The 11,925-nt window shown below is 56.5% G+C and carries 11 protein-coding genes and 1 riboswitch; of the genes, 7 read left to right on the top strand and 4 right to left on the bottom strand.

Translation table 11 applies throughout. The features are described 5' to 3' along the window. Positions 1 to 8: 8 nt before the first annotated feature. Positions 9 to 755, bottom strand: coding sequence for an SDR family oxidoreductase (locus ABIE64_RS15110; protein ID WP_007091235.1), 747 nt, complete (start codon positions 753 to 755; stop codon positions 9 to 11). Between the two features lie 168 nt (positions 756 to 923). Here ABIE64_RS15110 and ABIE64_RS15115 point away from each other — a divergent pair, with 168 nt between their 5' ends. The 4 genes from ABIE64_RS15115 to ABIE64_RS15130 all read left to right on the top strand — a co-directional run bounded on the left by ABIE64_RS15115 (position 924) and on the right by ABIE64_RS15130 (position 5,172). Next, on the top strand, positions 924 to 1,841 hold the full coding sequence (locus ABIE64_RS15115) for an AraC family transcriptional regulator (RefSeq protein ID WP_007091234.1): 918 nt from the start codon (positions 924 to 926) through the stop codon (positions 1,839 to 1,841). 55 nt (positions 1,842 to 1,896) lie between these two features. Further along, positions 1,897 to 2,092: riboswitch (cobalamin riboswitch) on the top strand. A 211-nt stretch (positions 2,093 to 2,303) separates the two neighbouring features. Continuing rightward, complete coding sequence (locus tag ABIE64_RS15120) at positions 2,304 to 3,344, top strand: ABC transporter substrate-binding protein (RefSeq protein WP_354377856.1); 1,041 nt, start codon at positions 2,304 to 2,306, stop codon at positions 3,342 to 3,344. Between the two features lie 8 nt (positions 3,345 to 3,352). Beyond that, positions 3,353 to 4,393, top strand: coding sequence for a FecCD family ABC transporter permease (locus tag ABIE64_RS15125; protein WP_052268345.1), 1,041 nt, complete (start codon positions 3,353 to 3,355; stop codon positions 4,391 to 4,393). After that, complete coding sequence (locus ABIE64_RS15130; RefSeq protein WP_007091231.1) at positions 4,390 to 5,172, top strand: ABC transporter ATP-binding protein; 783 nt, start codon at positions 4,390 to 4,392, stop codon at positions 5,170 to 5,172. Before ABIE64_RS15125 ends, ABIE64_RS15130 begins: the two co-directional genes overlap by 4 nt. Positions 5,173 to 5,196: 24 nt before the next feature. Here ABIE64_RS15130 and purD read toward each other — a convergent pair whose 3' ends face one another. Continuing rightward, complete coding sequence (gene purD, locus ABIE64_RS15135) at positions 5,197 to 6,480, bottom strand: phosphoribosylamine--glycine ligase (RefSeq protein WP_354377857.1); 1,284 nt, start codon at positions 6,478 to 6,480, stop codon at positions 5,197 to 5,199. Positions 6,481 to 6,593: 113 nt separating this feature from the next. On the opposite strand from purD, the gene xseA reads away from it, so the two are divergent. From xseA to ABIE64_RS15150, 3 genes are read left to right on the top strand one after another with little or no spacing between them, the layout of a single operon-like run. Continuing rightward, positions 6,594 to 8,237: an exodeoxyribonuclease VII large subunit gene (gene xseA, locus ABIE64_RS15140; protein ID WP_354377858.1), complete on the top strand. Its 1,644-nt coding sequence runs from the start codon at positions 6,594 to 6,596 to the stop codon at positions 8,235 to 8,237. After that, a complete protein-coding gene (locus ABIE64_RS15145; protein ID WP_354377859.1) occupies positions 8,237 to 9,097 on the top strand; it encodes a M23 family metallopeptidase in 861 nt (286 codons plus the stop codon). The genes xseA and ABIE64_RS15145 overlap by 1 nt, the downstream gene beginning before the upstream one ends. Positions 9,098 to 9,126: 29 nt before the next feature. Next, positions 9,127 to 10,674, top strand: coding sequence for a gamma-glutamyltransferase family protein (locus ABIE64_RS15150; RefSeq protein ID WP_354377860.1), 1,548 nt, complete (start codon positions 9,127 to 9,129; stop codon positions 10,672 to 10,674). A 16-nt stretch (positions 10,675 to 10,690) separates the two neighbouring features. Here the strand turns inward: ABIE64_RS15150 and ABIE64_RS15155 are convergent, their stop codons facing one another. Both ABIE64_RS15155 and ABIE64_RS15160 read right to left on the bottom strand, forming a co-directional pair. Continuing rightward, positions 10,691 to 11,176, bottom strand: a complete 486-nt coding sequence (locus tag ABIE64_RS15155) for a MarR family winged helix-turn-helix transcriptional regulator (protein ID WP_063093276.1) — start codon at positions 11,174 to 11,176, stop codon at positions 10,691 to 10,693. 99 nt (positions 11,177 to 11,275) lie between these two features. Next, entirely contained in the window at positions 11,276 to 11,881 is a 606-nt protein-coding gene (locus tag ABIE64_RS15160) for a hypothetical protein (RefSeq protein ID WP_037991048.1), read from the bottom strand. Positions 11,882 to 11,925: the final 44 nt, after the last annotated feature.

The raw sequence follows: 11,925 nt of genomic DNA on the forward strand, positions 1-11,925 counted from the left end.
GTTACGGGTCAATATGCCGATGCGGTCGGGCGCACGATGATCTCGTTGACATCGACGCTTTCGGGCTGGGCGATTGCGTAAAGCACCGACCATGCAATGGAAATCGGGCTGAGTGCGGTTTTGCGCAGTTCACCGAGAAACCCTTTGGCATTGTCATCGGTAATGTCGTTGCCAAGTTCTGTTTCGGTAACGCCCGGCGAAATGGTGGTGACGCGGATATCTCGGCTTTCCTGACGCAGGCCATCGGAAATCGCCCAGACGGCATATTTCGTGGCGCAGTAAACGGCTGCAGTCGGGGATACCAGATGTGCGCCAATGGATGCGGTATTGATGATGTGGCCGCTACCCTGTTCCTTGAACAATGGCAGACCGGCGGCAATGCCATTCAGGACGCCGCGAATATTGACGTCGATCATCTTGTTCCACTCGTCAATTTTCAGTTCGGCAAGTGGTGACAGGGGCATGACACCGGCATTGTTGAAGATCACATCAACGCGGCCATAGGTGTTTTTGGCGAAATAGATCAGTGCTTCGACGTCGTCGGCATCGGTGACATCAACCGCGCGACATGTGGCGGTGCCGCCTTCGGCTTCGATTTCGGCGACGATGGAATGAAGCTTTGCCGTGCGTCGGGCCGCAAGAACGACCTTTGCACCGTTTTCGGCCAGAAGTTTTGCCGTGGCCTCGCCAATTCCGCTGCTGGCACCGGTAATGACGACAACCTTGTTTTCAACATTGTTGGACATAAGCGACATGACATCCTCCTTGTCTGGATCATGGCGCTTACTGTGATTGCAAATGGTGGCCTGATGAATACACAGAACTCTTGATCAATTGCCTGATTCTCCAGGCAGGGTGAAAACCGCTTTTCAGGATGGTTCTGGTTGCTATAGTTCATATTAGGGAAATAAAGGAGTTTGGCGATGCCTGTGTTTGAAGAGATGTCTGAACTGATTGACAGATACTGCGAAGGCGAAGGTGTTGCCGAGACGCCGGTAAAGGCGGTGCATCTGTATCGTGCGACCGGGCCGTCGATGAAAGTTCCGACAATCTACAAGCCATGCCTTTGCATTATCGCGTCAGGTGCCAAAGAGGTCACTCTGGGCGAGGCGGTTTTCAGTTACGCGCCCGGAAAGTATCTGGTGGCGTCGGTCGACCTGCCGATTGTCGGCTGTGTGACAAATGCCAGTGCAGCACTTCCGTATCGCAGTTTGTCGATTGAACTTGATGGTCAGATGTTGGGCGATCTTGTCACCCAGATTGATCTTCAGGTCGGCTCGGCATCCGAAAGCGATTGCGGGCTTCATGTCGATAACGCCAGCGATACCTTGCTGGATGCTGTGATGCGCCTGTTGCGCCTGTGTGATGAGAAAGACGATATTTCGGTGATGGCGCCGATGCTTCTGCGCGAGGTGCATTATCGCCTTCTGCGCGGCCTTCAGGGTGCCAGGATTGCGCAAATCGGCATGGGCGGCAGCAACATGCAGCGCATTTCCAAGATCATCCGCCTTATGAAGGACGATTTTGCCGCACCGCTTCGGGTCGATGATCTGGCGGCACAGGCGAATATGAGCCCGTCTTCCTTCCATCATCATTTCAAACAGGTAACCTCCATGAGCCCGCTTCAGTATCAGAAACGCCTTCGCCTGACGATGGCGCGCCAGATGATGCTGACCGAAATGAAGGATGCGGCAACAGCGGCCTATGAAGTCGGATATGAAAGCGCATCACAATTCAGCCGTGAATATGCCCGCATGTTTGGCGCGCCACCGATGCGCGATGTCTCGGCGATCCTTGGGCGGCTGGGCGGCGATGGCACGGCGGCGGCGAACGCCTATTGAAAATTGTAATCATTGCGATTTATTCGCAATTGGCTTGACCGGCCTTCGTGACTATGTGACACCGATAGATGTCAGTATCCGATAAGGATAAAGGGAATTCGAAGCCGTCCGTGAAGACGGTTAACCGAAGCTGCCCCCGCAACTGTAGGCGGTGAGTGTTTCCTTCTGAAAGCCACTGGGATATTTCCCGGGAAGGCAGGAAAACACAACGACCCGCGAGCCAGGAGACCTGCTGACATAAATACGACGGACCGGGCGGGGTGCCCCGGAGGATGTCGGTATATGTCACCGTTCCGGGCGGGCTGAAAGCCATTGGACCGCCCTTGGATTCCGGCATTTCCCGCCATTTTTCAGCACTTTAGCCAGTCCCTTGACCATAGTAGCTTTGATGTTGTGTTATAACATAACATTTATTGGTTTGGTATGTCCGGTCGGGAAATGAAATTCCCGATCAGCATATCCATGAAAGGACGCAAAGTGATTGAACTGAACAAAAAGGTTCTTGCAGTCGGGGTGTTTGCTGCAGGACTGGCTTCTTTCGCGCAATACGCATCTGCCACGGAATATCCGCTCACACTGGAAAATTGTGGTCGAACCCTGACCTTTGATCAGGCTCCGAACCGTGTCGTATCGCTTGGCCAAAGCAGCACTGAACTGCTTTATCTTCTGGGACTGGCCGACAGGGTGGTCGGAACGGCCGTATGGCTTGGCCCGGTGCAGGAACAGTTTCGCGACGTCAACGCCACCATTCCGCGTCTGGCCGACAACGATCCCAGCTTTGAAAGTGTGGTCGGCCAGAAACCCGATATGGTCGCAACCCAGTTCCAATGGCATATCGGCCCGAATGGCAAGGTCGGAACGATTGACCAGTTTGCCGAACTTTCAATCCCGGTCTATACCGCACCAGCCGATTGCGTCGGTAAGGACAACACCACGGGCGGTGACGGAACGCGGATTGATGCCTTTTCGATGGATCAGATCTATCAGGGGATAGCCGACCTTTCGAAAATCTTCGATGTCGAGGAACGCGGCGCAGATCTGATTGCCGATTTCAAAGCCCGCGAACAGGCTGCGCGCGAAAAAGTCGCCGCCGTGAATGGCAAGGGAATTTCAGTACTGTTCTGGTTCTCCAGTGCTGAAATCGATGTTGATCCGTTTGTTGCCGGGCAGAAAGGCGCACCGGCCTATGTCATGTCGATCCTTGGTGTGGAGAATGTCATCGACAGTGATGATGAATGGCCCACAGTCGGGTGGGAAACCATCGCACGAACCAATCCCGATATCATTGCGATTGGCAAAATGGATCGTCGCCGTTTTCCGGCCGATGACTGGGAACTGAAAATGCAGTTCCTGAAATCCGATCCGGTAACCCGTCAGATGAATGCGGTCAAAAGCGGAAATATCGTCGTCATGGATGCCCAGTCGATGAACCCGACCATGCGGACAATCGACGGCATTGAAACCCTGGCCAAGGCAATCGAGGCGTTCGAGGCAACCCAGTGATCGGGCCAATGATCGGGAATATCATTTCCAGCCCTGTTTTCATCAAACGCATCAGCGTGGCATTTGCCGCGCTGATGTTGCTGGCAGCGGTTCTGGCGGTTGCCGCATCGGTGGGCGAAACAGCGATCCCGGTGGGCACGGTGATCAATACGATTGCCAATCATTTGTGGGATGCCGGGTATCCGGTGGATGCGATTGATGCCGGTATTATCTGGAACTACCGACTTAGCCGCGCCATCGTTGCCGCAAGTTGCGGGGCGGCCTTGGCCGTTTCCGGTGCGGTCCTGCAGGCGCTTTTGCGCAACAGTCTTGCCGATCCCTATCTGCTCGGCATTTCGGCCGGGGCATCGACCGGTGCGGTCAGCATCGTGATCCTAGGTCTTGGGGCCGGGATGCTTTCGCTGTCACTTGGTGCATTTATCGGCGCAGTGGCGGCATTCGCCTTTGTGACCCTTCTGGCGTTACAGGCCGGGCGCGGTACGGGTGCGATCATTCTGGCCGGGATTGCCGGATCGCAGATGTTCAATGCCCTGACATCCTTTATCGTCACCAAATCGGCCAGTGCCGAGCAGGCGCGCGGCATCATGTTCTGGCTTCTGGGCAATCTTAGCGGCGTGCGCTGGCCCGATGTGTGGCTGGCTTTACCCGTGGCTCTTGTCGGGCTTGTCGTGTGTCTTTGGCATGCACGCGCACTTGATGCCTTTACGTTTGGTCGTGAATCCGCCGCATCGCTTGGTGTGCCGGTCAGGCGGGTTTATGCGATCCTGATTGCCGCAGCCGCGATGATGACGGCGGTAATGGTCAGTATCGTTGGTTCCATCGGTTTTGTCGGTTTGGTGATCCCGCATGCGGCGCGCTTTTTTGTCGGAACGCGCCATGGGCTGCTATTACCGCTATCGGCATTGATTGGCGCACTGTTTCTGGTCTGTGCCGATGTGATTTCACGCGTGATCGTTCCGGGGCAGGTTTTGCCAATCGGGGTGATTACCGCCCTTGTCGGGGCCCCGGCCTTTGCCCTGATCCTGTGTCACGGAAGGATTTTGCGATGACCCTGGAACTGCGCGATATCGTCTGGTCTGCCGGTTTTCGCAAGATCATCAAAAATGTCTCGATCCGGGTTGAACCGGGCGAGTTCCTTGGCCTGATCGGGCCAAATGGGTCGGGAAAAACCAGTTTGATGTCGGTTTTGGCCGGTATTCGTCCACCTGATCAGGGGCGTGCAATGCTGGCAGGGCAGGACATGAAAAAGCATGGCCGTCGCAAACTGGCCCGGCAGATCGGCTTTGTCGAACAGCAGGCCGACACGACGGACCGCCTGACCGCGCGCGAGGCGGTGGCACTTGGACGCACACCTTATCTCAGCATGCTGTCGCCTTGGTCGGAACGCGATGATGCGATTGTGGAACGTGCGCTCGGCGATGTTGATATGACCCATCTGGCCGACCGGTTCTGGCATACGCTTTCGGGCGGTGAAAAGCAGCGGGTTCATATCGCGCGTGCGCTGGCGCAGGAACCAAAATTCCTTCTGCTGGATGAACCGACAAACCATCTGGATATCCGTCATCAGCTTGGATTGCTGGAACTGGTGCGTGAATTACCGGTGACCGTGGTGGCGGCCTTGCACGATCTGAACCATGCCGCGATGTATTGCGACCGGATTGCCATGATGCGTGACGGGGAACTGGTGGGGATCGGCAGTCCTGCCGATATTCTGACGACCCAAAATCTGCGCGATGTGTTCGGTGTGGATGCCACCATCGAACATGGCCCTAACGGGCAATGCGCGGTGCGCTATCACGCAGGCATGAAAAAAGACCGGGCTGCATGACCCGGTCTTTTCCAATTCAAAGGCTTACTTCTGTTCGCGGGCAATCGCGCGCCAGCCGATATCACGACGGCAAAAACCACCCGGCCAGTTAATGGCATCAACCGCTTCATAGGCGCGTTTCTGTGCCTCGGTCACCGACGTGCCACGTGCGGTAACGCCAAGAACACGCCCCCCCGTCGCGGTCAGTTTGTCACCATCCATTTTCGTGCCCGCATGCAGGACCTTGACCTTGTCCATCGCATCGGCATCGGCCACGTTTTTGATCTCGGTGCCTTTGTCGTAGCTGCCCGGATACCCCTTGGCGGCCATGACAACGACCATGGCGGTTTCGTCATGCCATTCGGGTTTGACGGTATCGAGTTTTCCGGTTGCCGCCCCATCAAGGATATCAAGCACATCCGATTTCAGACGCGTCATCAGAACCTGGCATTCCGGATCGCCAAAACGGATGTTGTATTCGATCAGTTTCGGATTGCCCGCATCGTCAATCATCAGACCGGCAAACAGGACGCCCTTGAACGGATGGCCTTCGGCGGCCATGCCCTTGACGGTCGGAACAATGATCTGTTCCATGACCTTGTCCTCAACCGACTGCGTAAAGACCGGGGCGGGGGAATAGGCACCCATACCACCGGTATTCGGGCCGGTATCGCCCTCGCCGACGGCCTTGTGATCCTGTGCGGCAATTAGCGGAATGACGTTTTCACCGTCACAAACCGCAAAGAACGATGCTTCTTCGCCGGTCATGAATTCCTCGATCACCAGCTCCGCACCGGCATCGCCGAATTTGCCACCGACCATGCATTCGTCAATCGCGGCAAGGGCTTCGTCGATTGTCTGGCAGATCGTCACACCCTTGCCCGCGGCAAGGCCGTCGGTTTTGACAACAATCGGGGCACCGTGCTTTTCAACAAAGGCCCGCGCATCGTCGGGCGTGGTGAAACGGCCATAGGCCGCGGACGGGACGCCAAACTTTGCCACCATGTCCTTCATGAAACCCTTGGAGCCTTCAAGCTGTGCGGCAGCCTTCGAACAGCCAAACGATTTGATGCCAGCCGCATCCAGCGCATCGACAAGGCCCGCCACCAGCGGGGCCTCGGGGCCGACAACAACCAGATCAACCGCATTGTCGGCGGCAAATTTTACAAGGCCATCAATGTCGCTATCTGAAATGGCGACACATTCTGCTGAATCGGCAATCCCTGCATTGCCCGGCGCACACCAAAGCTTGGTCAGTCGCGGGCTTTTGGCAATTGCCCAGCACAATGCATGTTCACGTCCGCCACCGCCAACGACCAGAACCTTCATGATTTTAACCTCGATTACGTGTCCGACTGCTTGATGGTCCAGACGGGATGAACTAGGCTTGCACCCCATCCCGCTTGAAAATTTATGCGGGCTTTTAGCATAAAGTGCCCTTGATGACGCAAGATTTGTTCGACCCGTTCGCCCCCATGCCCGAAGAACCCGCGAAACCGGGAAATCTCCCGGAATTTTCGGTCTCCGATCTTTCCAATGCGCTTAAACGCACGGTCGAGGATGCGTTTTCGTTTGTGCGTGTGCGCGGCGAGATTTCCGGCTTCAAGCGCGCAAGCAGCGGTCACATGTATCTGGCACTCAAAGACGATCAGGCGGTGCTGGATGGTGTTTGCTGGCGCGGGCAGGCATCCAAACTTGGCATCGCACCCGAAGACGGCATGGAAGTCATTGTAACCGGCCGATTGACGACATTCCCCGGGCGATCAAAATACCAGATTGTCATCGAAACGATGGAGGTTGCCGGCGAAGGTGCGCTTCTGAAACTTCTGGAAGAACGCAAAAAGAAACTTGCCGCCGAAGGACTGTTTGATGCGGATCGCAAAAAGCCGATCCCGTTCCTGCCCGATGTCATCGGGATTGTAACATCCCCGACCGGGGCGGTGATCCGCGATATCATGCATCGTTTGCGCGAACGTTTCCCGCGCCGGGTTCTGTTATGGCCCGTATTGGTACAGGGAACCGGTGCCGCCGAACAGGTCGCGCAGGCCGTGCGCGGTTTCAATGATCTTTTGCCCTATGGCAATATTCCGCGCCCCGATGTCCTGATTGTTGCGCGCGGTGGCGGATCGCTTGAAGACCTTTGGGCATTTAACGAGGAAATCATTGCCCGCGCGGTGGCGGAATCCGACATTCCGGTGATTTCTGCAGTCGGTCATGAAACCGATACCACCCTGATTGATTTTGTGTCTGACCTGCGTGCGCCTACTCCGACGGGGGCCGCGGAAAAGGCCGTTCCGGTGCGGCTTGATCTGATCGGTCAGGTCGAGGAAGACGGCCTTCGTCTGACGCAGGCGGTCCGTCGGCTTGGTGTGGAAAAACGCACCGCCCTTGAAAGTCTTGCGCGTGGTCTTGGCGATCCGCGCCGGATGCTTGAGGAACGCAGCCAGACCCTTGATAACTGGGCCGACCGGCTGCCTCGTGCAGCAGGCAGTGTCTTGCAGCAGGCGCGCGCACGCCTGAACGAAGCCGGGGCACGGTTGGTTAGCCCGCGTGAACAGCTTTCGGAAAAACGCGGGCGATTGGAAAATGCCGGTCTGCGACTGGATGGGGCGATCAAATCCGCCATCCAGATGCAAAAGGCACGTCTTGATCAGGCCGCCGCCGGACTTCGCCCGGCAAATGCCAGACGCGATATCACACGCGACCGCAAACAGATCGATGATCTGGCCGGTCGGATGCAGGCGGCGGTTAAAAATATCCTGAACCGCGAAGCCGAAGGACTGGCGCGGTATGATCGTCTTTTGGAAAGCTATTCGTATCGCAATGTTCTCAAACGCGGCTTTGCCGTGGTGCGCGGTGCGGATGAAGGTTTGATTGGCAAAGCATCGGATTTAATTGCCGGGCAGGGTTACATTCTGGAAATGCAGGATGGACGTGCCGATGTAACAGCAGGGACGTATTCCTCTGGAGCATCCGAGGCGGCACCGGTTGCCACGGTCGCGCCGAAATCGGCTGCCAAACCGAAACCGGCCCGGAAAAAAGACCCGGCCCCCAAAGATGACGACAGGCAAGGGAGCCTTCTGTAATGCGTTTCGCAATGAAGATGTTTTTGGCGGCAACCGGTTTGATGGCGTCATGCGTTGGGGCAATCGCGGCCGAGCCGACCTATCAGGGCCAGTTTGTTCAGGGCGGCATCGTGTTCGGTCAGGCCGAGCCCGGAAGCAGCATCCTTCTGGATGGCACGGCCATTGATACGATTGGCCCGGACGGGGCGTTTATCCTTGGCTTCCCGCGCGATTACGAGGGGCCGGCGAAGCTGACACTGCGCAAGGCTGATGGGGCAGTCGAAGAATATGCCTATGACATCGGTGATCGTGAATTCGATATCCAGCGGATTGATGGCCTGCCGCCCAAGATGGTGACGCCGGACCCGGAGGTCATGGAACGGATCAGGGATGATTCGCGTCAGGCCCGCGAAGCGCGCGTCGAACGGTTTACCCAGGAATTTTACAAGAACGGCTTTATCTGGCCGGTTCTGGGCCCGATCAGCGGTGTCTATGGATCGCAACGCATCTTGAATGGTGAACCGCGCGCCCCGCATTGGGGGGTGGATATTGCCGTTCCCACCGGCACACAGGTCGTGGCCCCGGCGGACGGGATTGTGACGTTGGCGCATCCCGATATGTATTTTTCCGGGGCGACCCTGTTTATTGATCACGGGCTTGGCATGGTTTCGGCCTTTTTGCATCTGTCGGAAATCGATGTGAAAGTCGGCGATGTCGTTCGGCAGGGTGATCCGATTGCCAAGGTCGGGGCAAGTGGCCGGGCAACCGGGCCGCATCTGGATTGGCGGATCAATGTCGGGGATGCCCGTGTTGACGCCGCCCTGCTTGTGCCGCCGATGGAAGATGCAAAAAAGGCCGCAAAGGCGAAGGCCAGCAATTGATGACGAATAAACAATAAGGAACCTCTGCCATGAAAAAGCACGGAGCCGTCGCCGCAGGACATGATGTCACCGCACGCGCGGCTGCCGATGTGCTTGAGGCGGGCGGCAATGCCTTTGATGCGGTCACTGCGGCGATGTGGACGGCGTGCGTGGCGGAGCCGGTTCTGGCATCATTGGGCGGCGGCGGGTTTGTCATGGCACGCCCGGCGGGAAAACCGCCCCGGCTTTATGATTTTTTTGTCGAAACCCCGCTTGCCAAACGCCCGCGCGAAGAACTTGAATTCGAAAGCCGGTTTGCGACATTTTCCGGTGGCGTTACCCAGGAATTTCACGGTGGATACGGTTCGGTTGCAACACCGGGCGTGGTTGCCGGTATTTTCAAGCTGCATGACGATCTTGGATCCCTGCCGATGGCGATGCTGGCCGAACCGGCAATTACAGCCGCACGCGACGGGATCAAGCTGGATGCGTTTCAACGGTATGTCATGGGGATCGTAACCCCGCTTCTGGCTTTTTCCAAAGATAGCCGGGCCGTTTTCGGTGCAGCGGGGCATCAGGACGAAGACGGATTTGAATTGCCAGACGAGGGCTCCATTCTTCGTCAGGCTGATATGGCCGACAGCATCGAATATTTGCTGCGGACCGGATCGGACGGTTTTTATCACGGCGATCTTGGTCATGCCTTGGTGACGGAATGCCGGGAATATGGCGGCTATCTGACAGGGGCGGATTTGGCGGCATACCGCGTTCTGGTCCGTGATCCGCTATTGATTGCCGGGCGCAACGGGCGGTTTGTTTTAAACCCGCCACCGGCGTCGGGCGGGGTTCTGGTTGGCTTCGGGCTTAAGCTTGCGCGTGAAATTGAACTCGGGGCATTTGGATCGGCCCGTCATCTCGAAGCCATTTCGCGCATTCTTCATGCCACCGGGCTGGCACGCAGCGAACATGGCGCAAGCCCGACAATCCTTGCCGACGAATTTTGCGAATCCTACCGGTCTATGATTGGCGAACGCCCGCTTAGCCAGAATGGCACGACCCATATTTCCGTGGTTGATGGCGATGGCAATCTTGCCGCGGCGACGATTTCAAACGGGTCCTGTTCCGGGCGCATGGTGCCGGGGACTGGTATCATGCTCAATAACATGCTGGGCGAAGCCGATCTGTCACCCGACGGGTTCCATCACTGGCCCTGCGGTGTGCGGATGACCTCGATGATGACCCCGGCCCTGTATCTGGCGGGCAATGGTGATGCGATTGCACTGGGTTCTGGCGGGTCAAACCGCATTCGTTCGACCATGTTGCAGGTGATGCTGAATATCGATGCCTATGACATGACCCTGCATGGGGCGGTGGCGGCACCGCGGCTTCATGTCGAAGACAGTCTTTTGTCTGTCGAACCGGGATTTGACGGATCGCTTCTGGATGGTCTTAGCCTTGAAAACCAGCAACGCTGGGATACGGAGGATATGTTCTTTGGCGGTGTTCACGCCGCCAAGGTCAGTCGCGATGGGAAGAAATTCAACGCCGTCGGCGATGCCAGACGTAATGGCCACCAAGTGGTGATTGCCGACCTGTAATCCGGTTTGAACCGACCTAACGCGGAATTTCGTCGGCAGGGCGGACGTCAAGCAATGGGGCCGCATCAATCTTTTCCGCATTCATCATTGTCGCGACCCGCTGCATGGATGACAGAAGCTGCGTTTTTTCCCAATCGGGCAGGGCTTCGAATTGGGATATGAATTCTTCGTGCAGCATGGTTGGGGCTGCTTTCAGAACATTCTGACCTGCCTCTGTCAGAACCGTATTGACCACGCGCTTGTCCGTGGTGCTGCGGCGGCGTTCTGCCAGCCCGCGCTGTTCAAGGCGGTTCAGGATTGTTGTGACCGTTGCCTGGCTAAGGGACACATGATTGGAAATGCGGCGCACCGTAACGTTCTGCAATTCGTCAATCGCGCGCAGGACCATCACCTGCGGGATGGTCAGGCCACAGGCTTTCATCATGCGTTTGGAATGCAGATCGGTTGCGCGAATGATCTGGCGCAATGCAACCAGAATGTCCTGCCAATAGGCCTGTGTCATTATTTCTTAGTTTCCTCGGACGATCGCTCTTGAGCCAGTCGGTAACGGGGTTTGATCACATTATCAACGCAATTTGTCCTGCAACAAAGGATGCTGATCCTAATTTCCCCGAATGCGGCGTGTGGCGAAAAAGATCATCGCGAAAATAGCGATCAGGACAAGCGTTACACCCGCGATCAACATCGCCTGATTCAGGCGCAGATCATATTCCTGTTTGCGTTCGACATAGACAATAACCTGTCGGCGCAACTGATCCATTTCCGGTGTGATGTCGAAGCTGGTCCGATACATTGTTGCCCCGGCACGGGACAGAAGGTCGTTGGTTTTGTTAAGACGTTCGATGAACATGGCAAAACGTTCTTCGGTTGCCGCCAGTTCATCAAGCGGGCTTTCTTCCGCGTCGCGATCTTTGGCGCGTGCAATCGATAGTTTGGCTTGCGTCAGGTTATCGTCGTCTTCGGCAATGCAATCTGACAGTGATTTCTTTTCGCCGCTGGCACCGCATTCGATCTGGCGATCGCCGAATTTTTCGACCGCTTCTTGCAGATGTGTGCGCAACTGCTGATCCAGCTCGGCAATCCGTATGCGCACATTTTTTGAACTGCTTTCGATCTTGCCGATGTCGCCCTCAAGCGCAAAGGACGGCCAGACCGCAAACATCGATGCAATAAGGATCAGGAAAAGCGGGACGACGAAACGCAGCAAAAAGAAACTTCCCCGGAGATTGTGGTGAGGTGCCCACCAGTCTG

This window comes from Thalassospira sp. MBR-102, assembly GCF_040549275.1.
Taxonomy (GTDB): Bacteria; Pseudomonadota; Alphaproteobacteria; order Rhodospirillales; family Thalassospiraceae; genus Thalassospira; species Thalassospira xiamenensis.

Excerpts from the sequence above, each read along its gene's own strand:
- ABIE64_RS15110 (WP_007091235.1), bottom strand. The coding sequence starts at position 755 with ATGTCGCTTATGTCCAACAATGTTGAAAACAAGGTTGTCGTCATTACC.
- ABIE64_RS15115 (WP_007091234.1), top strand. The coding sequence starts at position 924 with ATGCCTGTGTTTGAAGAGATGTCTGAACTGATTGACAGATACTGCGAA.
- ABIE64_RS15120 (WP_354377856.1), top strand. The coding sequence starts at position 2,304 with ATGAAAGGACGCAAAGTGATTGAACTGAACAAAAAGGTTCTTGCAGTC.
- ABIE64_RS15125 (WP_052268345.1), top strand. The coding sequence starts at position 3,353 with ATGATCGGGAATATCATTTCCAGCCCTGTTTTCATCAAACGCATCAGC.
- ABIE64_RS15130 (WP_007091231.1), top strand. The coding sequence starts at position 4,390 with ATGACCCTGGAACTGCGCGATATCGTCTGGTCTGCCGGTTTTCGCAAG.
- purD (WP_354377857.1), bottom strand. The coding sequence starts at position 6,480 with ATGAAGGTTCTGGTCGTTGGCGGTGGCGGACGTGAACATGCATTGTGC.
- xseA (WP_354377858.1), top strand. The coding sequence starts at position 6,594 with ATGACGCAAGATTTGTTCGACCCGTTCGCCCCCATGCCCGAAGAACCC.
- ABIE64_RS15145 (WP_354377859.1), top strand. The coding sequence starts at position 8,237 with ATGCGTTTCGCAATGAAGATGTTTTTGGCGGCAACCGGTTTGATGGCG.
- ABIE64_RS15150 (WP_354377860.1), top strand. The coding sequence starts at position 9,127 with ATGAAAAAGCACGGAGCCGTCGCCGCAGGACATGATGTCACCGCACGC.
- ABIE64_RS15155 (WP_063093276.1), bottom strand. The coding sequence starts at position 11,176 with ATGACACAGGCCTATTGGCAGGACATTCTGGTTGCATTGCGCCAGATC.